The organism is Hoeflea sp. YIM 152468 (assembly GCF_029210485.1).
Lineage (GTDB): Bacteria > Pseudomonadota > Alphaproteobacteria > Rhizobiales > Rhizobiaceae > Hoeflea.
In genome coordinates, this window is record NZ_JARGET010000012.1 from 64,113 (window position 1) to 86,185 (window position 22,073).

Annotated in this window: 23 protein-coding genes; 11 read left to right on the forward strand and 12 right to left on the reverse strand. The window is 59.6% G+C overall.

From position 1 onward, the window contains the following. Positions 1 to 71: 71 nt before the first annotated feature. Positions 72 to 1,919, reverse strand: coding sequence for a M3 family oligoendopeptidase (locus PZ897_RS06905; protein WP_275751123.1), 1,848 nt, complete (start codon positions 1,917 to 1,919; stop codon positions 72 to 74). A 169-nt stretch (positions 1,920 to 2,088) separates the two neighbouring features. Here PZ897_RS06905 and PZ897_RS06910 point away from each other — a divergent pair, with 169 nt between their 5' ends. Next, positions 2,089 to 3,627 carry a sigma-54 dependent transcriptional regulator gene (locus PZ897_RS06910; RefSeq protein WP_275751125.1) on the forward strand — a complete coding sequence of 513 codons (1,539 nt, stop codon included), beginning with the start codon at positions 2,089 to 2,091 and terminating at the stop codon, positions 3,625 to 3,627. A gap of 261 nt (positions 3,628 to 3,888) precedes the next feature. Continuing rightward, a complete protein-coding gene (locus PZ897_RS06915) occupies positions 3,889 to 5,649 on the forward strand; it encodes a DUF882 domain-containing protein (protein ID WP_275751127.1) in 1,761 nt (586 codons plus the stop codon). Positions 5,650 to 5,852: 203 nt separating this feature from the next. Here the strand turns inward: PZ897_RS06915 and PZ897_RS06920 are convergent, their stop codons facing one another. Both PZ897_RS06920 and PZ897_RS06925 read right to left on the reverse strand, forming a co-directional pair. After that, positions 5,853 to 6,119 carry a DUF2312 domain-containing protein gene (locus PZ897_RS06920; protein WP_275751129.1) on the reverse strand — a complete coding sequence of 89 codons (267 nt, stop codon included), beginning with the start codon at positions 6,117 to 6,119 and terminating at the stop codon, positions 5,853 to 5,855. A gap of 116 nt (positions 6,120 to 6,235) precedes the next feature. Then, the gene (locus tag PZ897_RS06925; protein WP_275751131.1) at positions 6,236 to 7,018 is read right to left on the reverse strand and encodes an N-formylglutamate amidohydrolase; all 783 of its coding nucleotides are present in this window, start codon (positions 7,016 to 7,018) and stop codon (positions 6,236 to 6,238) included. Between the two features lie 294 nt (positions 7,019 to 7,312). Between PZ897_RS06925 and PZ897_RS06930 the strand changes: the two genes are divergently transcribed. Together PZ897_RS06930 and pyk are read left to right on the forward strand one after the other, a co-directional pair. Then, positions 7,313 to 7,711: a DUF1036 domain-containing protein gene (locus PZ897_RS06930; protein WP_275751313.1), complete on the forward strand. Its 399-nt coding sequence runs from the start codon at positions 7,313 to 7,315 to the stop codon at positions 7,709 to 7,711. After that, positions 7,711 to 9,150, forward strand: a complete 1,440-nt coding sequence (pyk, locus tag PZ897_RS06935; RefSeq protein WP_275751133.1) for a pyruvate kinase — start codon at positions 7,711 to 7,713, stop codon at positions 9,148 to 9,150. The genes PZ897_RS06930 and pyk overlap by 1 nt, the downstream gene beginning before the upstream one ends. A gap of 55 nt (positions 9,151 to 9,205) precedes the next feature. Here the strand turns inward: pyk and PZ897_RS06940 are convergent, their stop codons facing one another. The 6 genes from PZ897_RS06940 to PZ897_RS06965 form a co-directional block, all read right to left on the reverse strand. After that, complete coding sequence (locus PZ897_RS06940; protein ID WP_275751135.1) at positions 9,206 to 10,249, reverse strand: alpha/beta hydrolase; 1,044 nt, start codon at positions 10,247 to 10,249, stop codon at positions 9,206 to 9,208. A 76-nt stretch (positions 10,250 to 10,325) separates the two neighbouring features. Then, the gene (locus tag PZ897_RS06945; protein ID WP_275751137.1) at positions 10,326 to 10,934 is read right to left on the reverse strand and encodes a hypothetical protein; all 609 of its coding nucleotides are present in this window, start codon (positions 10,932 to 10,934) and stop codon (positions 10,326 to 10,328) included. A gap of 70 nt (positions 10,935 to 11,004) precedes the next feature. Then, a complete protein-coding gene (gene ykgO, locus PZ897_RS06950; protein WP_275751140.1) occupies positions 11,005 to 11,130 on the reverse strand; it encodes a type B 50S ribosomal protein L36 in 126 nt (41 codons plus the stop codon). A 143-nt stretch (positions 11,131 to 11,273) separates the two neighbouring features. Beyond that, positions 11,274 to 12,377 (reverse strand): 5-(carboxyamino)imidazole ribonucleotide synthase, encoded by a 1,104-nt coding sequence (locus PZ897_RS06955; RefSeq protein ID WP_275751142.1) that lies wholly within the window; start codon positions 12,375 to 12,377, stop codon positions 11,274 to 11,276. Then, positions 12,374 to 12,838, reverse strand: coding sequence for a 5-(carboxyamino)imidazole ribonucleotide mutase (gene purE / locus PZ897_RS06960; RefSeq protein WP_275751315.1), 465 nt, complete (start codon positions 12,836 to 12,838; stop codon positions 12,374 to 12,376). The genes PZ897_RS06955 and purE overlap by 4 nt, the downstream gene beginning before the upstream one ends. A 52-nt stretch (positions 12,839 to 12,890) precedes the next feature. Next, positions 12,891 to 13,094, reverse strand: a complete 204-nt coding sequence (locus PZ897_RS06965; protein WP_275751144.1) for a YdcH family protein — start codon at positions 13,092 to 13,094, stop codon at positions 12,891 to 12,893. A 210-nt stretch (positions 13,095 to 13,304) separates the two neighbouring features. On the opposite strand from PZ897_RS06965, the gene PZ897_RS06970 reads away from it, so the two are divergent. After that, positions 13,305 to 13,481 carry a DUF465 domain-containing protein gene (locus PZ897_RS06970; protein ID WP_275751146.1) on the forward strand — a complete coding sequence of 59 codons (177 nt, stop codon included), beginning with the start codon at positions 13,305 to 13,307 and terminating at the stop codon, positions 13,479 to 13,481. A 118-nt stretch (positions 13,482 to 13,599) separates the two neighbouring features. Here the strand turns inward: PZ897_RS06970 and PZ897_RS06975 are convergent, their stop codons facing one another. The 3 genes from PZ897_RS06975 to PZ897_RS06985 all read right to left on the reverse strand — a co-directional run bounded on the left by PZ897_RS06975 (position 13,600) and on the right by PZ897_RS06985 (position 16,553). Further along, positions 13,600 to 13,857: a metalloregulator ArsR/SmtB family transcription factor gene (locus tag PZ897_RS06975; RefSeq protein ID WP_275751148.1), complete on the reverse strand. Its 258-nt coding sequence runs from the start codon at positions 13,855 to 13,857 to the stop codon at positions 13,600 to 13,602. Positions 13,858 to 14,060: 203 nt separating this feature from the next. Beyond that, a complete protein-coding gene (locus PZ897_RS06980; RefSeq protein ID WP_275751150.1) occupies positions 14,061 to 15,710 on the reverse strand; it encodes an acyl-CoA synthetase in 1,650 nt (549 codons plus the stop codon). Positions 15,711 to 15,776: 66 nt separating this feature from the next. Then, complete coding sequence (locus tag PZ897_RS06985) at positions 15,777 to 16,553, reverse strand: sulfite exporter TauE/SafE family protein (protein ID WP_275751152.1); 777 nt, start codon at positions 16,551 to 16,553, stop codon at positions 15,777 to 15,779. 92 nt (positions 16,554 to 16,645) lie between these two features. Between PZ897_RS06985 and PZ897_RS06990 the strand changes: the two genes are divergently transcribed. The 6 genes from PZ897_RS06990 (at position 16,646) to PZ897_RS07015 (ending at position 22,073) form a co-directional block, all read left to right on the forward strand. Further along, complete coding sequence (locus tag PZ897_RS06990; RefSeq protein WP_275751153.1) at positions 16,646 to 17,299, forward strand: thiamine phosphate synthase; 654 nt, start codon at positions 16,646 to 16,648, stop codon at positions 17,297 to 17,299. Positions 17,300 to 17,379: 80 nt separating this feature from the next. Continuing rightward, on the forward strand, positions 17,380 to 18,330 hold the full coding sequence (locus PZ897_RS06995; protein ID WP_275751155.1) for a tetratricopeptide repeat protein: 951 nt from the start codon (positions 17,380 to 17,382) through the stop codon (positions 18,328 to 18,330). A gap of 120 nt (positions 18,331 to 18,450) precedes the next feature. After that, positions 18,451 to 19,014, forward strand: a complete 564-nt coding sequence (efp, locus tag PZ897_RS07000; protein WP_275751157.1) for an elongation factor P — start codon at positions 18,451 to 18,453, stop codon at positions 19,012 to 19,014. A gap of 93 nt (positions 19,015 to 19,107) precedes the next feature. Beyond that, positions 19,108 to 19,908, forward strand: coding sequence for an inositol monophosphatase family protein (locus PZ897_RS07005; RefSeq protein ID WP_275751158.1), 801 nt, complete (start codon positions 19,108 to 19,110; stop codon positions 19,906 to 19,908). Between the two features lie 107 nt (positions 19,909 to 20,015). Beyond that, a complete protein-coding gene (locus PZ897_RS07010) occupies positions 20,016 to 21,038 on the forward strand; it encodes a MotA/TolQ/ExbB proton channel family protein (RefSeq protein WP_275751160.1) in 1,023 nt (340 codons plus the stop codon). Between the two features lie 3 nt (positions 21,039 to 21,041). Beyond that, the gene (locus PZ897_RS07015) at positions 21,042 to 22,073 is read left to right on the forward strand and encodes a peptidoglycan -binding protein (RefSeq protein WP_275751161.1); all 1,032 of its coding nucleotides are present in this window, start codon (positions 21,042 to 21,044) and stop codon (positions 22,071 to 22,073) included.

Below are 22,073 nucleotides of genomic sequence, written 5' to 3' on the forward strand. Positions count from 1 at the left end.
CCTGGCTGCCGCTGCAGCCTTAGCGACGGCTAAATCACACTTCTCTGTTACAATAAAGCGGATTCGGTTGATCAGGACTCCATCATCTCCAGCTCGTCGATCAATCCCTCGATCATCGACAGGCCCTGATTCCAGAAATCGGGATCGGATGCATCGAGGCCGAAGGGTGCCAGAAGCTCGGAATGGTGCTTGGTTCCGCCTGCCTTGAGCATGTCGAAATAGCGGTCGCGGAAGCCTTCGGGGGCTTCTTCGTAGACAGAGTAGAGCGAATTGACCAGGCAATCGCCAAAGGCGTAGGCGTAAACATAGAACGGAGAATGAATGAAATGCGGGATATAGGCCCAGAAGGTCTCGTATCCCTCGGAGAGGTTGACCGCCGGTCCAAGACTTTCGGCCTGCACGTCAAGCCAGATGTTGCCGAGTTGATCTGACGTCAATTCGCCTTCGCGACGGGCCGTGTGCACCCGCCTTTCGAATTCGTAAAACCCGATCTGGCGCACCACGGTGTTGATCATGTCCTCCACCTTCTGGGCCAGCATCGCCTTGCGTTCGCGCCTGTCAGGGGTGCGTTCGAGCAGGGCGCGGAAGGTCAGCATTTCACCAAACACCGAGGCGGTTTCAGCCAGGGTCAGCGGTGTTGACGCCATCAAGGCGCCTTGCGCGCCGGCAAGCACCTGATGCACCCCGTGTCCAAGTTCATGTGCCAGTGTCATGACATCCCGTGGCTTGCCGAGATAATTGACCATCACATAGGGATGCACCGAAGGCACGGTGGGGTGTGCGAATGCGCCGGACATCTTGCCCGGACGGCTTGGCGCATCGATCCAGCGGTGATCGAAGAAGCGGCGGGCGATGTCTGCCATTTCCGGCGCAAAGCCGTGGTAAGCTGACAAAACAGTGTTCTTGGCTTCATCCCAGGGAATGATTTGCTGGGGGGTCTCGGGCAAAGGCGCGTTGCGATCCCAGAACTCCAGCTTTTCGAGGCCGAGCCAGCGGGCTTTCATGGCGTAATAGCGATGCGACAGCCGTGGGCACGCCTCCCGTACCGCCTGGGCAAGGGCATCAACCACCGGCCGTTCCACCCGGTTGGCCAGGTGACGGCTGTCGGCGATGTCCTCGAAACCACGCCAGCGATCGGAAATTTCCTTGTCCTTGGCCAGCGTGTTGGTGATCAGGGTGAAGATGCGCAAATTGTCCTTGAAGGTGGCGGCAAGGGCTTGGCCGGCCTTCTTCCGCTTCGCCCGGTCGGAATCCTGCAGATGGGACAGCGTCACTTCCAGCGGCAGCTCTTCCTCATCAATGGTAAACTTGAGACTGCCCATGGTCTCGTCGAACAGCCGGTTCCAGGCCGAATGTCCGGTCATGGACTTTTCATGGAACAATTGCTCGATCCTGTCTTCGAGCTGATAGGGCCGATCAAGTCTGAGGTCGTAAATCCATGGCGAATAGCGGGCAGCTTGCGGGTCGCGCTTGATGCTGTCTTCAATCAACGCGTCATCGATCCGGTTGAGCTCAAGCGCGAAAAACAGAAGATGGGCACTGCTGTCGGTTATGGCACTCTGCACATCGCCGTAGAATTTTGCAGCCGCGGGATCAGATGTGTCGGTGAAATAGGCCAGCCCGGCATAGGAGATGATCCGGCCCATCAGTTCCTCGAGTTTTTCATAAGCCTCGATTGCCGCGCCAAGCCCCTCGTCACCTTCTGCGGCTGCCGCTTCGGCAATCCGGCCTTTCCAGCGCGATTCGAAGGCTTCGGCTTCGCTTTGGGCCGCGGTCAGGTCGGATTTGAAGTCGGCTGAATCGGTCCCGCTGTAAAGGTCGGTCAGGTTCCAGGCCGGCAAATCCCCCAGCGCGGCATTGGCTCCGTTGGCTGTTGAGGGAGCGAAGACCTTGGCGTGCTGCAATGTATTTTTCGGCATGGTGGCATTTACTTTCAAAAACTGGATAGGCAAGGCGGCAGACCGGTTTTACGGGCATAATCGGTTAAAATGCAATCATTTCTCGAAATTCGTTTTTCAGGCTTTGCTGCCAGAGTCATGGCATGGCGAAAGCCCCATGACCACTTCCCGGGATTGAGGAAAACGATCTGTGTCCAAGCTGATTTTGATTGTCGATGATGATCCGGTTCAACGCCGTCTGCTCAAGGCAGCGGCCGAGAGAGCCGGGTATGAGTCCGAATTGGTGGCGGACGGTCGCGCCGCGCTCGACCGGATCACCGGGTCCGGGCGTCCAGTTGACGCCGTGGTGCTCGACTTGATGATGCCCGAGATGGGCGGCCTCGAAGTTCTGGAGCGGCTTTGCGCGGTGGGCAACACTACTCCGGTAGTTGTTCAGACCGGGCAGGGCGGAATCGAAACCGTGGTCAAGGCGATGCGTGCCGGAGCCTTTGATTTCGTGGTCAAGCCGGTGTCGCCGGAACGTCTGTCAGTTGCGCTTGGGAACGCGCTGAAGGTGGCGCGGATCGAGACAGGATCGGCTCCGTCACGGCGACCGTGCGGTTTCAATGGTATCGTGGCGGCAAGTCCCGCCATGGAACGGGTGATTGCGCTCGGACGCCGTTCTGCTGCGTCGATGATACCGGTGGTTCTGGAAGGTGAATCCGGGGTCGGAAAGGAAATGATTGCCCAGGCAATCCAGGCAGAAAGTTCGCGCCGTGACAAACCTTTCGTAACGGTCAATTGCGGTGCAATTCCCGAAAATCTGGTGGAGAGCATTCTGTTCGGGCATGAGAAGGGGGCTTTCACAGGCGCCTCGGAACGCCATACCGGCAAATTCGTCGAAGCCGATGGCGGAACCCTGTTTCTCGACGAAATCGGTGATCTGCCCGCCGATGTCCAGGTCAAATTGTTGCGCGCGGTCCAATTCGGGGAAATCGAAACCGTTGGCTCCCGGATGACCAGAAAGGTGGATATCCGGCTGATTTCGGCGACCAACAAGGATCTGATCGAGGAGGTCAAGGCCGGGCGGTTCCGTGAGGATCTCTATTACCGGCTGAATGTGTTTCCGATTCACGTGCCGGCATTGCGCAAGCGCAAGGAAGACATTCCGCAATTGGTCCGCCATTTTGCGGAACGGTTTTCAATCGTGCGTGGAGGCCAGCGTATTCGGCATATCGCGCCGGACGCCATGGCGCTGCTCACCGCCCATGATTGGCCCGGCAACATCAGAGAGCTGGAAAATGCAATCCACAGGGCAATTGTGCTTTGCGACAGCCAGACGCTGACCAGCGATCTGTTTCCGCAGATCGCGGCGCAAATGCCGGGATACAGCTTTGAAGAGTCGGAATTTGCCTTTGAGCTTTCGGCCTCGGCGAGCACTGAGTCGGACAGGCTGTATCTGATGTCGCCGAGCATTGAGACTGAGCCGGACGCGGCGCTGGTTGCGGGTGCAGAGACAAATGTGCGGGAGGCCGGTGAAAACCGGCTGACGTTGGACGCCGTGACTCCGGAGGGAGAAGTGCGCCCACTCTCCGAAGTGGAGGAGGAGTTGATCCGATTCGCGCTCTCTTTTTATCGTGGCCAGATGAGTGAAGTGGCCCGGCGTCTCGGTATTGGCCGGTCAACGCTTTACCGCAAGCTCAAGGACTATGCGATCAATCCGGACCATCCGGAGCGCGAAGCCGCCTAGTGGGACGGTTCTGCCGAATCCGAACACTCCGCACGGGTTGAACTGCTTCATTCCTTGTTAAGGGATTATTCACTATAACTGTTCCCGCGGTGGCATATGGCAGACGTCGCCATTGTGTCACCGCATTTGAGCATCAAATGGTGTTCAATCATGTTTTTCCGGTGTTCGGGGACAGCATTGGCGATATTGAAGACAGGTTCAAATCCGATTCCGGCCTCAAGGGGCTCGCGGTTGCACGTGAGAGCGAGAGCCCGTGCCGCTATGGCGGGTACGGTTCGCATTGGCCTGCTGATGATGATTGCGGTGTGCGCTGGTTTGATGGCTACGCCAGAGGCGAAGGCGGAGACGCGCTCTCTCAAGCTCTACTACATTCACACCAAGGAAAAGGCGGAAATCGTTTTCAAGCGAAACGGGCGCTATGATCAGGCAGGGCTGGCCAAGCTCAACCGGTTCTTGCGCGACTGGCGGCGCAATGAGCCGACGAAGATGGACCCGCGGCTGTTTGACCTGGTCTGGGAAGTCTACCGCCAGGTCGGCGCGAAGGAATACATCAATGTTATTTCGGCTTACCGCTCGCCGGCCACGAACGATATGTTGCGCAGGACCCGCGGTGGCCAGGCCAAGAAAAGCCAGCACATGCTCGGCAGGGCACTGGATTTTTATATTCCCGGCGTCAGCCTGTCGAAGCTCAGGGCCGCGGCGATGAAGGTGCAGGGCGGCGGTGTGGGATATTATCCGAAATCCGGGTCGCCGTTTGTCCACCTTGATGTGGCAGGCGTTCGTGCCTGGCCGCGTATGAGCAGGCAGGAATTGAGCAAGATTTTCCCTGATGGAAAAACTCTTCACCTGCCGCCGGACGGCAAGCCGCTGCCCGGCTATCAGACAGCTCTGGCCGAGTACAAACGCCGTGGCGGTGCGATCGCATCGGCCCCCGGCGGCGATTCGGACAGCAGTGCGAAACGCTCGGGCGGGTTGTTGGCCGCCTTGTTCGGCGGTGGCGACGAGGATGAAGAGCCAGAGGCAATTGCCGCAGCTCCCAAGCCTGCGCCTGCTCCACCCCAGACCGAAATTGCCGCGCTGCCCGGTGTTCTGGATGCGCCGGCGCAGGTCGCGCCGCCAGCGGACGCCGTGACGTTGCCGGTCCGGGCGCCGATTCCAGTCGCGCGTCCCGTCATCGAGCAGCCGGTGGTCCTGGCCGCACTTGCTCCGCCAGAGCCGGTGCTGCCGGCGCAGGCCGAGATCAACGCTTTTGCTGCCGCTGCTGCGAATGCCGGCGTCGAGCAGGAGCAGCCCGCAGGCATCGAACTCGCAAGTATCCGGGCGCCAATTCCGCTGTTGCTGGCCGAACGGGCTGGAGGCGCATCGCCGGAGCCGGAGGCGGGACCAGTGGAAATGGCGGCCTTACCCGTGCCCAGTCTGATCAGGGCGCGCATGCAGACGGATGAAGTCGAGCAGCCTGCTGCAGATGTTCAGGTCGCTGAAGCGCTGATCGAACGGGCCGCCGAAACAGCTCCGGCCGGGCTTTCGCAGTCGGCGGCAGCGGCTCTTGCCGCCTTGCCGTCCGGAGATGATTTCGTTCCATTGCCGATTCGCAGGCCGGGCGACCGCGCCAGCGATCAGAAGCCGGCAGCCGCCCGGCGTGACATTGAGATGGCGTCTCTGATGCCGGTCCCGGCGCAACGCGGCGCACGCGTGGGCGCGTCGGCGAAGGCGATCTCAACCTCTCGCAGGGGGGACAGACCGACGGCAGCCGCTGTGGCGCAACAACCGCAGCGCACCTCCATTCGCACGGAGCCGAAACTGACTGAAACAATCATTTCGAAATGGGCGCTTGCGCAGGATAGCGTGCAATCCATGGCCACACCTCCGGGAAAGGCCCGCCATTTTGTCGTCTCCCAGTTGCGGGCTGCGCCAAAGATTGTCTATGCCAGCGGCTTTGCACCTGATGGTGGCGACCTTCCGCACAGCCAGTTCTCCGGGTCTGCAGTCAATTTCATCAATGTGGCGCGGTTCGGGAACTGATCCTGACGAGCTGTCATCTCGGCTCGGGTATCCCGGATCTCCGCAGGGACCTCCTTCAAACGACAATGCCCGCATGACATCATGCGGGCATTGTCGTTTGAAGGAGGTTTCGGTGCGATTTACGCACAGCGTTCGGCCTGGGAAGGCGAGCCATGCGGGGCTTTTCGCCCGATTACGCTGCGCGCAATCCCCCAGATTCAATGTCAGATCGCGTCTTCCGGCTCGGGCGCCATGCCAAGCGCGTGCATGTAGGTGTCGAGAATAGCCTCCTGCTCGAGCCGGTCATTCTGGTCCTGCTTGCGGATGGCAATGATCTTGCGAAGCACCTTGGTGTCATAGCCGTTCGCTTTGGCCTCGCCATAGACATCCTTGATGTCGTCGGCGATGGTCTTCTTTTCTTCTTCAAGCCGTTCAATGCGTTCGACAATTGAACGGAGCTGGTCGCGGGCGACGGCGCCGGCATCAGACATGATGACACTCCTACGTGGATGATGAAAGGTAAACTGTGTGAGGCTTCAAGTGCCCAAAGCCGGGCTTCGGGTCAAGGGTGATTGCGTGACTTGACGGGATTAATCGCACCCATACATCAGGTCACCCGCGATCCGTGAAGCTGGATCTCGTGCAAATCGGGCAAGTCCGCCAGAGACGCCAGAATCGGCGTTAGCCGCGAAACCCATGTTTCGACGTCTGCCGGATATGCGATCAGATCCTGGCGAATCTCAAGCAAGGCATGGGCCAGGCCGGTCATCGAGCAATGCCTGTGCATGGTGTCGCCTCTAAGTGCCCCGTCATAGGGCTCATTGTCACCGACGATCAACTCGGGATCGGCGCTCAGCGCGTTGATGAGCGGATGAACGGCGCGCGGATCGGTGTCCCACAGGACACCGGCATGCCAAGGCCTCGCGACGCCCTTCCAGCTTGGCGTGAAGGAATGCAGGGAAATGACCAGTGGCGGCTTGCCGGACTTGCGCCAGGTCTCGGCGATGACGGACCCGACCGCATCATGGTAGGGCCGATGGTAATGGTTCAGCCGCCGCTCGCGCTCGTCGGCCGACAAGGGGTGATTTGCGGGGATCACCATTCCGTCCGACAGTTTCATGATCAATGTAGGGTCGTCTTCGCCGCGATTCGGATCAATCAACAGCCGCGAGAAGCATCCCAGAACACCCGGCACACCGAGTCGGGCGCACAGACCACGGGTTACGTCTTCAACGCCGATGTCGTAGGCTATGTGGCGGGTGAAGGCTTCGGCGGAAAGCCCCAGGTCGCCATATTCGGCGGGAAGACGGTTCATGGCGTGGTCGGCCAGGATCACGAGGGAGCGGCGCGGGTCGCCGGGGATGATTTCAAATGGCTGAAAGCCGGACATGATCATGTTCTAAGCTGGGTTTAGGAGAGGGTTGCCAAGGCGGATCAATCGCACAGCCTGGCTCTTCGGGCAACCGGATGGGCCAGTTCTCTTCACCGACACCGGTTGAAGGAGTGTTCAACGGGAAGCCGTTCGACATTAGTCCGGTGTCTTTCGTTGACTTTCATGGCCCTCCGGCGCAAAAGCAAACCACACACCATGAGCGGAGACTGACCGAAATTGAAGTTTCGCAAGTTGCCACCAAACTTTTTTCCATTCGCCAGAATTACTTTACTCATTCCCCTGGTGACCGGGATGCTGGCGCTCGCCGGACTCGGTGAAGCCAAAGCCGATTTTCGTGTTTGCAACGGAACGCAGTCGCTGGTTGGCGGCTCGATCGGCTACCGCACCGCGGAGGGCTGGGTGACGGAAGGCTGGTGGCAGATTCCCGCCAACTCCTGCGCGACCCTGATCGAGGGACAGCTCGGCTCGCGCTATTATTATCTATACGCGGAGGATGCCGGAGGCGGCGGCCGGTGGGCCGGTGACATAAATATGTGCGTCGCCGACAATGAATTCCGGGTCGTCGGCGTCGAAGATTGCTTCGCTCGCGGCTTCCAGCGCGTTGGATTCAAGGAATACGACACCGGGCGGCAAGGTAGCTGGATGGTCCAGCTATCGGACGCCCCTGAAGTGCCAGAAAGCCAGAACTGATGAAACGCCAACGCAATGTTAAAATTCTTGCCACTCTCGGACCGGCCTCCTCTGACGAGGCGATGATCCGGAAACTGCATGAAGCGGGCGCGGATCTTTTCCGCATCAATATGAGCCATTCGACTCACGAGATGATGCGCACGCTTGTCACCCGTATCCGTGCAGTGGAAAAAGCCTGTGGCAGGCCGATCGGCATACTCGCCGATCTTCAGGGGCCGAAGTTGCGGGTGGGCAAGTTTGCCGAGGGAGCCGTGACGCTTGCGCCCGGCCAGACCTTCACCCTGGACAACCGTGACGAGCCCGGCGACGCAACGCGGGTATTTCTGCCGCATCCGGAAATCCTCGAAGCGGTTAAGCCCGGTCACCGGTTGTTGATCGATGACGGGAGATTGCAGCTGCTCGCCGTCAAATCCGACTCGTCGTCAATTACCTGCACGGTTGTCAGCGGGACAAAGATCTCGGATCGCAAGGGCGTCAGCCTGCCCGACACGACGCTCAGCGTCGGGGCGCTGACGGAAAAGGACCGGAGCGACCTTGATGCGGTGCTGGCGGTCAATGACGTCGATTGGGTGGCGCTGTCATTCATCCAGCGGCCTGAGGACCTGGCTGAAGTGCGCAAGATTGCGCGCGGCCGCGTCGGTCTGATGTCCAAAATCGAAAAGCCGCAGGCGCTCGAATGCATTGACGAAATCATCGAGCTGTCGGATGCGCTGATGGTGGCGCGTGGCGATCTCGGCGTGGAAATGCCGATCGAGTCAGTCCCCGGCATCCAGAAGCAGTTGACCCGTGCCTGCCGCAAGGCCGGCAAGCCCGTGGTGGTGGCGACACAGATGCTGGAATCGATGATTTCGGCGCCAGTTCCGACACGCGCAGAAGTCTCGGACGTGGCCACTGCAGTGTTTGAAGGCGCTGACGCCGTGATGCTGTCAGCGGAATCAGCCGCCGGTGATTATCCGGTCGAAGCGGTCGAGACCATGGCGTCCATTGCGCGCAAGGTGGAGCGTGATCCGAACTATCCCGGGATCATTTTCTCGCAGCGTCCGCAGCCGGAAGCGACCGGTGCAGATGCAATTTCGCTGGCAGCGCGTCAGATCGCCGAGACACTCAACCTGTCGGCGATCGTTTGCTATACCTCATCGGGCAATACCGGTGTCCGTGCCGCGCGCGAACGGCCCCAGGTGCCTGTGATCGCCTTGTCTCCGGTCATTCATACTGCCCGGCGGCTTTCGGTTGTATGGGGATTGCACTGCGTGGTTACCCAGGATGCGTCCGATCTGGATGATATGGTTGATCGCGCCTGCCGTATTGCCTTTCGCGAGGGATTCGGCAAGCCGGGGGACCGGATCATCATTTCGGCCGGCGTGCCGCTTGGCACACCGGGTTCGACCAACATGCTGCGCATCGCCTATATCGGATCCGACGGAATGAGCGGCATCTGATACGCCGCCGATTACGGTGCCTGACATCGGACAGGTTTTGACGCCGCCACTTGCCTCAACCGGGACAGGTGGCGGCGTCTTTTTCCAGGCCGGCTTCCGCCAGAGCGGCTGCAGCCTGCATATCGACATCAAGGCCAGCCACTTTCTCGACGGCCCGCACAGCCAGCTTCGTGGTTACATGATCAGGCTTGTGGCCGAGGTTGCGGATCCACACCAGCTCTGCTCCCTCGATGTCGCGGGCCAATCCCTCGGAATGGATATGCGCCAACACGACGGAATCACTGTCGCCAGTGATGATCACGGTCGGGGTCTTGATCTCGGTGTAGCGTGAGGCAACGCGTGTGAGGTAGGGCTTGAGATTGGCGACATCGATTGCGTTGGCGCGGAAGGTCCTGGGTCTCAGGACCAGCGCTGCCGCCGTCGCGCTCGCATAGTCGGCGGGCTTGGGATTGGGCGCGAAGACGCAGGCGGTGCCGCTTTCGATTCGCGTGAGACCGGCAGGCAGGGCGAGGGTGGCGGCAAACAAAGAGCCGAGAATGGGCCGCTGGGTCAGGTCGTAGTACCAGGCTATGCCGCCAGGCCAGGGATGGGTCGCGGGTGCGAGAAAAACCAGTCCTGCTGTCTTGTCCGGGTGAGCAAGGGCGAAACTGGCTGCGACTGCACCGCCAAAGGAGTGCCCGACAACAATGGCGCTGGATATGCCTTTTGATTGCATGACACGGGCAATGGCGTCTGCCTGGCCGTCCGGGGTGTCGTTGTCCGGTCCGCCGCGCTCGGACCAGCCATGCCCGGGCCGGTCTACAAACAGCATCTCGGCGCGGCCCTCGAATTCAGGCCGGAACGGAGTCATTTGATCGCGCAGATTGCCGCTGGCGCCGTGGATGAACAGAAGCGGCGGCAGGTCCGCTGTGTCAGGGCGCGGCAGATGGACGGCATGCAGGCGATAGCCGCCGACATCAATCATCTCGCCGACGGCTGGATAAAGCGCTTCAATCTTTCGGGTTTTGAAACCGGTCCAGATGGCGAGACCAGCCAGCAGAAAAATCAAGGCAAGAAGCAGAAGGATCATGATGGTTCGGATCGGTCTTTGAAAAGGCATGAGACATCTTTGCGGGAGAACTCTGAAACGGCGGCTGACCCTCTGACCTGTTGACGTTCACGGGAAGCGTAAAGTTTCAGGTTCTGTCGCCTGCAAGCTTGTCGGCCAGTTCGCCGACCCGCTTCTGCGCCTGGCGGTTGGCCGGGTAGACTTCGAGTATTTGCTCCCAGGCCCTGAGTTCCAGTTCGTCATTTCCTGAACTCGACAGGATTGTGGCCATGCCGGCGATGGCGCCGAAATGGCGCGGTTCCAGCGACAGGACCCGGTTGATGTCGGCCATGGATTTTGCGTGATCGCCCATCATGAAGTTGAGTGTGGCGCGTCGGTTCCAGCCTTCAGCATATTCCGGCATCAATACGACCACCTGATCGAGCAGGTCCAGCGCCAGGCTATGCTTGCGTTCGGTGATTGCCTTGTCGGCCCACTGCATCAGCAGGTTGGCAGTGGCGCTGCCCGAATCGCGCCATTTCGCCCAGATGCGCTCGCTCAGTCGCTTTGCCTTGTTTTCGTCGGGCTCGCGTTTGAGTTCTGAAAACAGACTGTCCAGCGTCGCAGGTGGCTTCACCGAAGCTATGACCGATTCGTCGGCGTTGGCTTGGGCGATCGCCGGAAACGCGGCAAACAGGCCGCCCAGAAGGACTGCCAGGGTCAGAATTCGGGACGTGGAAAACGAGAAATGGCGCATAACGGAAAACTAGTCCGTCTGCGCCAGATATCAAATGCAAATTTCAGTGATGGCCAAGCGGCCCTCAGCTTCAGCCCTGACGAGCCTTGAAGCGCGGGTTCTGCTTGTTGATGATGTAAACCCGGCCCTTGCGACGAACCAGCTGGTTGTCACGGTGACGAGCTTTGAGCGCCTTAAGCGAATTTCTGATCTTCATAGTTCTGATCCGCGTGCTATTCGGGCGACAAAGCCGCCAATTCAATCAAAAGCATGCCAGCTGGGGCGCGCTCAACGGTTGGCATGGCATGTAGACGGTTGGGAAAATCCTGTCAACTGCGGGCCGCTTTTTTCCTGTTCCGATCAGCTGGGGATTGGGTGTTTGGATGGGGTGATGCGGGTGACATGGCCCATCTTGCGGCCAGGCCGGGCTTCGGACTTGCCGTAGAGATGAATGACGGCATTGGGCTCGCCCGCCAACCCGGCCACAGCGTCCACATCTTCTCCGATAAGGTTTTCCATCACGCAGTCGGAGTGGCGTTCGGGGCTGCCAAGCGGCAGGCCGACAATGGCGCGGATATGTTGTTCAAACTGCGATATGGCGCAGGCGGCTTCCGTCCAGTGTCCGGAATTGTGAACCCGTGGCGCAATTTCGTTGACCAGCAGCCGGTGGCTGCCGCCCTCGCGAACGGCAAAGAACTCAACAGCGAAAACGCCGATATAGTCCAGATGCCCGGCGATTGCGGTGGCGATCTCCAGCGCTTCGGTCTGCGCGTTGGGCCCGAGCGTCGAGGGCACGGTTGATGTGTGAAGAATGTGGTTGCGATGCATGTTCTCGGCGATGTCAAAGGCGCGCACTTCGCCGGAAATGCCGCGCGCAGCAATCACTGAGACTTCACAGTCGAAATGGACGAAGGATTCAAGAATTGCCATCTGGCCGTTCATGGCGTCAAAGGCGATATCGGCGTCTTCGGGACGAACCAGTTTCGCCTGGCCCTTGCCGTCATAGCCCAGACGAGTGGTCTTCAGCACGGCAGGCAGCCCGGTGACGGCGATGGCGTCATCCAGGTCGGCCCGTTCAGCAACGGGCGCAAACAAGGCCGTGCCGGCACCGAGCTGACGCGCCATTGCCTTTTCAAGCAAGCGGTCCTGCGCGACTTCAAGGGCCTTTGATCCGGGTCGGACCGGCAATTGTTTTTCCAGCCAACGGACTGCATCGGCCGGCACATTTTCGAATTCGTAGGTGACGACATCGCACAGCTCGGCGAGTTGCTGCAGCGCAGCCGGGTCATCATAGCCGGCAACAATCTGCCTGGTCGCAACCTGGGCTGCCGGCGCCTGTGTGTCGGGTTCCAGAATGACGGTCTTGTAGCCAAGCTTTGCCGCAGCCATTGCCAGCATGCGGCCAAGCTGGCCGCCGCCAACAATGCCGATGACCGCGCCGGGTGCGAGAGGCTGGGCGCTCATGACTGGTCTTCCGGATAATCGGCGACCGCGTCAGTACGGGCCTGGCGCCAGGCGTCGAGCCTGTCAGCCAGTCCGGGATCGGCGAGTGCCAGCACGCTGGCGGCGAGCAAGGCCGCGTTGACCGCCCCTGCCTTTCCGATCGCGAGAGTTCCGACCGGAATGCCGGCCGGCATCTGAACGATCGACAGCAGGCTGTCCTGGCCGGACAGGGCCCGGGATTCAACCGGAACTCCAAAAACCGGCAATGGCGTGAACGCGGCAGCCATGCCGGGCAGGTGTGCCGCCCCTCCAGCGCCGGCGATGATCACCTTGAATCCCTCCGCGCGCGCCGTCTTTGCAAAGGCCACAAGGCGGTCAGGCGTGCGGTGGGCTGAAATGATGAGCGGCTGATGGCTTATCTCAAGCTCGGCCAATGTCTCGGCCGCGTGTTTCATGGTGGGCCAATCAGATTGGCTCCCCATGATCACAGCCACTTTCGGTTTTTCGGTAAAGGTCACGCTCAGGCTCCGACGGTCAGGCAATTATATCCGGAATAATCTGGTCTTCGATCTCGGTGATCCTGTCCTTGATCGCCAGCTTCTTCTTCTTCATTCGCTGAATACGCAATTGGTCGCATCCAGTCTGTATCATGGCATTGATTGCGACGTCGAAATCTTCGTGCTCATGCCGCAACCGCGCCACCAGCATACGTAGCTCCGCTTGTTCCTGATCTGCCATAGTTTCCCCGTTTCACGCATGCAGTCGGCGCCTGGCCAGACCTTTTTGTCATGGCGGCGCTCTACCACAGAAACAGGCGTAACGGGAAGTTATCCCTCATCAAGAAATCACCTTCGACAAACCAGTAAAGCCGTGGCACACTCTTAGGCGTCAACAAACGATTTGCACCGGTGTTCCGGCGCCGATGCATTCCAGCTAAAGGAGTCGCTTATGTCGATTGATGCTCACCTTGCCACACTTGAAAGAAAGCACGGCGAATTGGAGGCCCAGCTCCGCACGGTACAAGCACAACCGTCCGTCCATGACGATATGATCGTGGATATTAAGCGCCGCAAACTCCGACTGAAGGATGAGATCAACCGTCTGCGCGGTGATACGCAACATTAACCAGATTTGTATGACATGAGGATGACAGGGCGCGGGGTATACTCCGCGCCTTTTTGACATCCGGGACAGGTGTACCGCGCGCTACGCCTGAAACGACTTTTCCATTGCGGTCAACGGGTCAGGACCAGAACTGGTCGACCCACAGGTTGAGGTGCATAAATCCATCGGTCCGGACTGTGTAGATCCGGCGAGTTCCCTGACTGGTGACAGTCACCAAATTACAGTCGAGCAGCGCCTTGAGATGCTGTGAGACCGCTGGCCGGCTGATCGGCAGCCCTTTGGCAAGTTCATTGACCGTGCGCGGCTGGCGGCGCAACTCCTCCAGAAGATAGCGTCTGTTGGGGTCGGCGATGGCTTGGAAAGCATCCATGGTCATATATGCACGCTAGATAAAACAAGTGAGACCGGCAAGCCCTTTGTCTTGACCGTAACCGGCGCTGCAGAGCTGCCGAACCCGTCAGTTGAAAAGTTGAACTGAGAGAACCTCTTTCTATCGCGAATGTCTTTACATGCCGGTTCGGATGCGCAGGTTGGCTCTCATCTTACCCAGTCGGCTTGAGACTTGTTGGACCACCTTGTTTAGGCGCCCAGGGTCCTGGCCTGATCGCGCAGCAAGAACTTCTGGATCTTGCCAGTGGAGGTTTTGGGTATGTCGCAAAAGACAACGGTGCGCGGACATTTGAACCGGGCCAGCAATCCGCGGCAATGCTCGATGACATCTGCTTCACTCAAAGCATGGCCGCTGCGGAGCTCAACAAAAGCGCAAGGGGTTTCACCCCATTTGTCATCAGGCCGGGCCACGACGGCCGCAGCCAGGATCCCGGGATGCTTGTAGAGAGCATCCTCGACCTCGATTGAGGAAATGTTCTCGCCGCCCGATATGATGATGTCCTTGGAGCGGTCCTTGATCTGCAAATACCCGTCGGGGTGCATGACTCCCAGATCGCCGGAATGAAACCAGCCGCCGCGGAAGGCCTCCTTGCTGGCGGCCGGATTTTTCAGATAGCCCTTCATGACGATATTGCCCCGGAACATGACTTCGCCGATCGTCTCGCCATCGGCGGGCACATTTTGCATGGTTTCGGGATCCATCACCGCCAGATTTTCGAGTGCCGGGTAGCGCACCCCCTGGCGCGCCTTCCTGGTTGTCCGGGCAGCCCGTTCCAGCGCCGACCATTCGGCTTTCCATTCATTGACAACCGCAGGACCGTAGGTTTCGGTCAGTCCATAAAGGTGGACCACCTCAAAGCCGGCATCGGCCATGCCGGCCAGCACTGCTTCGGGCGGTGGCGCGGCAGCTGTATTGAAGCTGACCGTGTGGGTGAATTCGGGTCTTTCATCCTCGGGCACATTGAGAAGTGTCGCCATGACCACCGGCGCACCGCAGAGATGGGTGACACCGTGGTCGGCGATGGCATCGTACATGGCTTTGGCCCGGACCCAACGCAGACAGACATGAGTGCCGCCGACAACGCCAAGCGTCCAGGGGAAGCACCAGCCGTTGCAGTGAAACATCGGCAGGCTCCAGAGATAGACCGGATGTCGACCCATGCCGGAGGCAATGACATTGGCGTATCCCATCATGGCCGCCCCCCGATGATGATACACCACACCCTTTGGGTTGCCCGTGGTGCCGGAGGTGTAATTGAGAGACAGGGAATCCCATTCATCTTGAGGCAGGGTCCGGTCAAAATCCGGTTCCGCCGCCTGCACCCATTCGTCGTAATCCAGAGTTCCGATCCGCGCTCCTTTCGGGAAAGGCGCGTCATCGGGATAATTTGCGTCGTCATAGTCAATGACGATCGGATCGGCTTTGGCGAGCTTGAGTGCCTCGGCGACCACGCCGGAAAATTCACGGTCAACGATCAGCAGCTTGCTGTCGGAGTGATCAAGCTGGAACGCGATCGCCTCGGCATCAAGCCGTGTGTTGATCGAATGCAGCACAGCCCCGGTCATCGGCACACCATGGTGGGCTTCAAGCATCGCCGGAGTGTTCGACAGCATCACCGAAACCGTGTGACCCCGCGTCAGACCGAGCGCGGACAAGGCATTGGCGAGCTGTTTGGACCGCGTCAGAAAGTCCCTGTAGCTCATCCGCAAGGCGCCATGGATGATTGCGACGTGATCCGGATGGATCAGCGCTGCGCGCTCCAGATGCGCCAGTGGCGTCAACGGCTGATAGTTGGCGGGATTGGGATCGAGATCGATTTCGTAAGGGGTGATGCTCACGCGGCGGTTCCTGTTCAGTGGGACTTAATCAGTCCACCATCAAATCACCTCAACGCCCCGCTGTCATCAGCCCAGGAGGTGTGAGGTTCCGTCCCAGATCAGCTTCAACGCGGCGAGCAAGACCATCGCATACATGAAAGGGTAGAATATATCAGGCTTCATCCGCCGGACGATGAAGGCGCCTGCCAGCGTTGCCACCGGCGCCAGAGGCGCCAGAGCCAGCGAAGTCGAGAGGTTTGTGACATCAAACTGTCCCAATGCGAAATAGGGCGCCAGCTTGACCGCATTGATGATAGCGAAGAACCGGACGGAGGTGCCGGTGTAGGTCTTGGGATCTTGGCGGAGCGGCAAGGTATAGATCTGGTAGGGCGGTCCGCCTGCATGCGAGACGAAGCTGGTGAAGCCCGACAATGTTCCCCACAACAGGCCCTGGGTCGGCCGATGCGGGTGTGACGTCTGCGTGTTGCCGTTGCGGGCGGTCGCCAGGATCTGCGCCAGGTATCGCCAGACAAACCACAGTGCCACAACACCGACGATGAGCTTGATCATGGCTGCGGTGACCCATGCCGCTGTCGCCCAGCCAATGGCGATGCCGATCAGGGCACCGGGCACCATGATGACCAGCGTGCGGTTGTCCTTGTGGCTGCGCCAGATCCAGAGGCTGACCGCATCCATGACAACCAGAATTGGCAGCAGGATCGCCGCAGCCTGCACCGGAGAGATGGTCAGCGCCATCAACGGCACTCCCAGAAGCGCCATGGCACCGCCGAAGCCCCCTTTGGAGAGGCCGACCATGATCACGGCAGGAATTGCGGTGGCATAGAAGAAGGGGTCAGACATCATTGCAGTGGTTGATCCTTGTGCCGCGCCGGTCTATCCCGTTTGCAGCATATTGGCCATATTGGCTTTCAGCGCTGCTCCTGACAGGAATTCTCATGACCAATCCAATCGATCGTTGCCGCCTTGTTCTGGTAACACCCGATATTGCAGACGCGACCGCGCTGGCAGCTGTGACCCGGGACGCGCTGCGTGGCGGTGATGTCGCCTCTGTCATCATTCCGCAACACGATCTCGATGAGAAAAGCTTCCAGAAACGATGCGAGGCACTGATCTCTGTTGTTCAGGCGGCCGGTGCGGCAGCCCTTGTGGCTGGTGATTCCAGGGTTGCCGGGAGGGTGCGGCCGGACGGTCTGCACCTCGAAGTTGGCCCCACTGCGATGGCCGAAGCGGTGGCGCGTCACGCGCCTGGGTTGATTGTCGGCGGCGGCAATGCGCGCGAGCGCCATGCGGCGCTGTCGATCGGCGAGTCGCAACCAGATTATGTGATGTTCGGATCGATCAATGGCGACATCAAGCCGGAGCCGCACGCGAAGAACATTGCGCTGGCGGAATGGTGGGCCGACATGATCGAGATCCCCTGTCTGGTGATGGGCGGGACGAGCATCGCCTTTGTGGAAGAAATGGCGCAAACTCGGGCGGAATTCATCGCCTTTGGCAAGGCGGTGTTTTCCGTTCCTGCCGAGGCGCCGCGGATCGTTGCTGAAATCAACGCAATGCTTGACGAAAAAGCGCCACGGTTTGATCGATAATGAGCCGCATGCGTGACCTGAGCCCATGGAACTGCCCGCAATCCGCCGCAACCCCGCGCCGAGCACGCGGGGCTGTGTTGATGGCATTGGTCGTGATGCTGGGCAGTGGCTCCTCCCGTGCGCAAGACACAACGGATAAGAGCCTGGCACCTGTCGTTGCCAGCGAAGACGCGTCGAAAGATGCTGCATCACCGGTTGATGCCACCGTCCGGGCCTTTGGTGCGTTTCAACGCGGCTACTATCTCACGGCCATGGAACTGGCGTTGCCGCGCGCGCAACTGGGAGATTCGGCGGCGCAGACCTTGCTGGCGGAGCTGTTTGCCGCAGGGCTTGGGGTGCCGCGCAACATGGATGATGCGGCTTTCTGGTATGGTCAGGCGGCGGAACGCGGAGACCCATCCGCCCAGTTCAAGTTTGGTGTGATGTTGCTGGAAGGCAAGCATGTGCCCGCAGACCGGGCCAGGGCCGAAGAACTGATGAAAAAGGCAGCGGATGCAGGCAATGCATTTGCCCAGTTCAACCATGCACAGATCCTGGTTTCAAAAAAACCGGGTGATACCGGTATCTTTGAAGCCTTGCCCTATTTCGAGAGATCTGCCGAACAGGGGATTGCTGACGCCCAGTACGCACTGGCCCAGATCTACAGCAACACCACCGGCATTCCGGATGAAAAGCGCGCGCGGGCCCGTGACCTGATGCAAAAGGCTGCACAAGCCGGATATGATACCGCACAGCTGGATTATGCCATCTGGCTGATCGATGGCATCGGTGGTCCCAAGGACTATGAAAACGGTTTCCGCTGGATGCAGGTCGCGGCTATCGGCGGCAATGTGGTGGCGCAAAACCGGATGGCGGTGCTGCATATCAACGCGATCGGCACCAGCGGTGATCCGGTGGAGGCTGGAAAATGGTATATCCTGTCCCGCCGCGCCGGGTACAATGACCGGTCACTTGATGATTTCTATCAGGGACTGACCGAGGACGAGCAAAAGCAGGCCATCGAGGCTGCCAACAAGTTCGGCAAGCGCTAATTCTGCACAATGAAGCCGTTGACACGGGGCGTAGACTTGAAAAGCTGCGCTGTTTGTGGTCTTGAGGCCGCCAAGCGGCGCCGAAAACCGGCCCGGATAAAGCTCACGCGGATTGCTCTTATGAAAATCAACGGAAACGAAATTCGCCCCGGCAATGTGCTCGAGCACAATGGTGGCTTGTGGGCCGTGGTGAAAACCAATGCGGTCAAGCCCGGCAAGGGCGGCGCCTTCAACCAGGTCGAGATGAAAAATCTCATCGACGGCACCAAGCTCAATGAACGGTTTCGGGCGTCCGAGACGGTCGAACGTATCCGGCTCGACCAGAAGGAATTCCAGTTTCTCTACGAGCAGGGTGAAGCCCTGGTTTTCATGGACCTGGAAAGTTACGAGCAACTGGAACTGCAGAAGGATTTTGTTGGCGATCGCCGCGCCTTCCTGCAGGACGGCATGATGGTGACTGTCGAACTTCATGACGAGCGCCCGATCGGCATTTCCCTGCCCGATCACGTGACCTTGGCAATCGCGGAGGCCGATCCTGTGGTCAAGGGCCAGACCGCGACGTCGTCATACAAGCCTGCGATGCTCGAAAACGGCGTGCGCATTCTGGTGCCGCCCTTTATCTCTGCCGGCGAGCGGGTGGTTGTGGACACCAATGAGCTGACCTATTTGCGCCGCGCGGAGTAAACCGGTCGCAAGACCGTATTTCCGCTTCGAGCCCAAGACACCGGCGTATGGCAGCTTTGTCCATCACGCCGCCGACACCAAGGAATAAGACAGATGGCGCGTTCAGCCCTTCTCAACGTGATGGTTCAGTCGGCGCTCAAGGCCGGGCGCTCTCTGGCGCGCGATTTTGGCGAGGTGCAAAATCTCCAGGTCTCGCTCAAGGGACCGGCCGATTATGTCAGCCAGGCGGACCGCAAGGCGGAAACCATCATCAAGACGGAGCTGATGCGGGCGCGGCCGACCTATGGTTTCATCGGCGAGGAAAGTGAAGCGCACACCGGCACCGATGGCGCGCATCGCTGGATCGTCGATCCGCTCGATGGAACAACCAACTTTCTTCACGGCATGCCGCATTTTGCCGTTTCGATTGCGCTCGAGCGCAATGGCGAGATCGTGGCCGGGGTGGTCTACAATCCCTCGACGGACGAACTCTACACTGCCGAACGGGGTGGCGGGGCGTTCCTCAATGACCGCCGTTTGCGGGTTGCCGGCCGCAAGGCCTTGTCAGATGCGGTGATCGGTACCGGAGTGCCGCATCTTGGGCGCGGCCATCACGGCAAGTTCCTGGTGGAATTGCGTCATGTCATGGGCGAGTGTGCAGGCATCCGGCGCATGGGTGCTGCGGCACTGGATCTGGCTTATGTCGCCGCGGGCCGGCTTGACGGCTTCTGGGAGAAGCCACTCGAGCCTTGGGACATGGCGGCGGGACTCATTCTTATCCGCGAAGCCGGTGGCTTTGTCTCTGATACTGCTGGCGGAACCGACATGTTCGGGACAGGCTCGGTTGCCGCGGGAAATGAATATATCCTCAAAGGGCTTCTGGAGCTTGTCCAACGTCCTGCACCTCAGGTGTAGAGCCTCGTCATAGCCTTGTTTTGAAAGGGTGCTTTCAATTCCGCCATATTTTCGGTTAGTCTCCGCCTGACTTGATGATTTGCGACAACGGCCGGGACGGACAACGCATGGCGAAACTTACATTGTCTGGATGGGGTATCTCCGAAGACGGCAGCGGTGCGGATCCGCACAAGCTTTCCAGTCCGCTGGTGTTTTTCTGGAGCATGATGATCTTTCTCATCCTCTCCGGTTTTGTCGCGGCCATCCTTTACCGGCAAATACATACCGCATTTCTTGCCAATCCTGGCCTGAATGGGTTGATTGTCGGGGTACTCGCCGTCGGTGTGCTTCTGGTTTTCACCCATGTGCTGAGGCTGCGCCCGGAAGTTCGCTGGGTCAATTCGCTGCGTGCAACCGGCGACGCGGAGAAGGTCGGACGCGATCCTGTGCTGCTGGCGCCGATGCGGGCGCTGATCGGCCGCCGCCAGGAAATGGCGCTTTCGACCTCGTCGTTGCGCTCGATTCTCGATTCGATCGCCACACGGCTTGATGAATCGCGTGATACGTCGCGGTATCTGATCGGCCTTCTGGTGTTTCTGGGCCTGCTCGGCACGTTCTGGGGGTTGTTGGGCACCATCGGGTCGATCAATCAGGTGATCCAGTCGCTCGATCCCGGAACCGGTGGAACTGACGATGTTCTCTCGACACTGAAAAGCGGCCTGTCGGCGCCGCTGGATGGCATGGGAACGGCTTTCTCCTCATCGCTGTTTGGCCTTGCCGGATCGCTGGTGCTCGGATTTCTCGATCTGCAGGCCGGGCGGGCGCAGAACCGGTTCTACACCGAGCTTGAAAACTGGCTGTCGACCATGACCGATCTGGATTCGGGCATGGTGATGCCGACCGAGACAACCGGCGCAACCGAAGAAATCCGGTTGCTGACCGAGCGGATGCAGAAAATGTCCCAGGAGTCAGGGCCTACTCCGCGCACCACAGCTGCCATGGCAAGCCTTGCAGAAGGCATTCAGGGGCTGGTCAAGAACATGCGCAACGAACAGCAGATGCTGAGGGACTGGATCGAAGCCCAGCAGGCCGAATCGCGGCGTATGCGTGAGACGCTCGACAAGCTCTCCGACAAGATCGGGAAACAATAGGCCATGGCGCTGGCACGCAACAGGCGGCGCGAGCGGGCGGTCGATTACTGGCCGGGTTTTGTCGATGCCCTGTCGACCCTGCTGCTGGCGATCATGTTTCTGCTCACTGTGTTCGTTCTGGCGCAGTTTTTTCTCTCGCGCGAAATTTCCGGCCGGGACGAGGTGCTCAACCGGCTTAACAGCCAGATCAATGAGCTGACCCAGCTGCTGGCGCTTGAACAATCGGGCAAGCAGGATCTTGAGGATACACTTGCCAATTTGCAGGCCTCTTTGTCGGAATCCGAATCGGACAGGTCCCGCTTGCAGGAATTGCTGGCCAGCGGCTCGGGTGCAAGCGCTGCCGCGGAGGAGAAAATCGGCACGTTGTCGCAAACGCTGGATGCGGAGAAGAAGATATCGCAGCGGGCTCTCAACCAGGTCGATTTGCTGAACCAGCAGATTTCAGCGCTGAGAACCCAGCTTGCGGCACTTGAGGATGCGCTCGACGTTTCCGAGAGCAAGGACCGGGAAACCCAGGCCAAGATTGCCGATCTCGGACGCCGCCTGAATGTGGCTCTGGCGCAGCGGGTGCAGGAACTCAACCGCTACCGCTCGGACTTCTTCGGCCGCTTGCGGGAAATCCTGGCAAGCCGCGAGGATGTGCGGGTGGTCGGCGACCGTTTCGTGTTCCAGTCAGAAGTGCTGTTTCCCTCCGGCGGCAATGTGCTTAACCCGGCGGGCCAAGAGCAGATGAGCAAGCTCGCAGAAGCGATCATCGAGCTCGCCCGGGAGATTCCCGACGAGATCAACTGGGTCCTGCGCGTCGATGGCCATACCGACAATGTGCCGTTGTCGGGTAACGGCCGTTATGCCGACAACTGGGAACTCTCCAGCGCACGGGCGACATCGGTGGTCAAATATCTGATCGCGGAAGGCGTGCCGGCCAACCGCCTGGTGGCGGCCGGATTTGGCGAATTCCAGCCGATTGCCGAAGGTGACAGCGATCTGGACAGAGCCACAAACCGCCGTATCGAACTCAAGCTGACCGAACGCTGA

Excerpts from the sequence above, each read along its gene's own strand:
- PZ897_RS06905 (WP_275751123.1), bottom strand. The coding sequence starts at position 1,919 with ATGCCGAAAAATACATTGCAGCACGCCAAGGTCTTCGCTCCCTCAACA.
- PZ897_RS06915 (WP_275751127.1), top strand. The coding sequence starts at position 3,889 with ATGGCGGGTACGGTTCGCATTGGCCTGCTGATGATGATTGCGGTGTGC.
- PZ897_RS06920 (WP_275751129.1), bottom strand. The coding sequence starts at position 6,119 with ATGTCTGATGCCGGCGCCGTCGCCCGCGACCAGCTCCGTTCAATTGTC.
- PZ897_RS06925 (WP_275751131.1), bottom strand. The coding sequence starts at position 7,018 with ATGTCCGGCTTTCAGCCATTTGAAATCATCCCCGGCGACCCGCGCCGC.
- PZ897_RS06930 (WP_275751313.1), top strand. The coding sequence starts at position 7,313 with ATGCTGGCGCTCGCCGGACTCGGTGAAGCCAAAGCCGATTTTCGTGTT.
- pyk (WP_275751133.1), top strand. The coding sequence starts at position 7,711 with ATGAAACGCCAACGCAATGTTAAAATTCTTGCCACTCTCGGACCGGCC.
- PZ897_RS06940 (WP_275751135.1), bottom strand. The coding sequence starts at position 10,249 with ATGCCTTTTCAAAGACCGATCCGAACCATCATGATCCTTCTGCTTCTT.
- PZ897_RS06945 (WP_275751137.1), bottom strand. The coding sequence starts at position 10,934 with ATGCGCCATTTCTCGTTTTCCACGTCCCGAATTCTGACCCTGGCAGTC.
- ykgO (WP_275751140.1), bottom strand. The coding sequence starts at position 11,130 with ATGAAGATCAGAAATTCGCTTAAGGCGCTCAAAGCTCGTCACCGTGAC.
- PZ897_RS06955 (WP_275751142.1), bottom strand. The coding sequence starts at position 12,377 with ATGAGCGCCCAGCCTCTCGCACCCGGCGCGGTCATCGGCATTGTTGGC.
- purE (WP_275751315.1), bottom strand. The coding sequence starts at position 12,838 with ATGGGGAGCCAATCTGATTGGCCCACCATGAAACACGCGGCCGAGACA.
- PZ897_RS06965 (WP_275751144.1), bottom strand. The coding sequence starts at position 13,094 with ATGGCAGATCAGGAACAAGCGGAGCTACGTATGCTGGTGGCGCGGTTG.
- PZ897_RS06970 (WP_275751146.1), top strand. The coding sequence starts at position 13,305 with ATGTCGATTGATGCTCACCTTGCCACACTTGAAAGAAAGCACGGCGAA.
- PZ897_RS06975 (WP_275751148.1), bottom strand. The coding sequence starts at position 13,857 with ATGACCATGGATGCTTTCCAAGCCATCGCCGACCCCAACAGACGCTAT.
- PZ897_RS06985 (WP_275751152.1), bottom strand. The coding sequence starts at position 16,553 with ATGATGTCTGACCCCTTCTTCTATGCCACCGCAATTCCTGCCGTGATC.
- PZ897_RS06990 (WP_275751153.1), top strand. The coding sequence starts at position 16,646 with ATGACCAATCCAATCGATCGTTGCCGCCTTGTTCTGGTAACACCCGAT.
- PZ897_RS06995 (WP_275751155.1), top strand. The coding sequence starts at position 17,380 with ATGGCATTGGTCGTGATGCTGGGCAGTGGCTCCTCCCGTGCGCAAGAC.
- efp (WP_275751157.1), top strand. The coding sequence starts at position 18,451 with ATGAAAATCAACGGAAACGAAATTCGCCCCGGCAATGTGCTCGAGCAC.
- PZ897_RS07005 (WP_275751158.1), top strand. The coding sequence starts at position 19,108 with ATGGCGCGTTCAGCCCTTCTCAACGTGATGGTTCAGTCGGCGCTCAAG.
- PZ897_RS07010 (WP_275751160.1), top strand. The coding sequence starts at position 20,016 with ATGGCGAAACTTACATTGTCTGGATGGGGTATCTCCGAAGACGGCAGC.
- PZ897_RS07015 (WP_275751161.1), top strand. The coding sequence starts at position 21,042 with ATGGCGCTGGCACGCAACAGGCGGCGCGAGCGGGCGGTCGATTACTGG.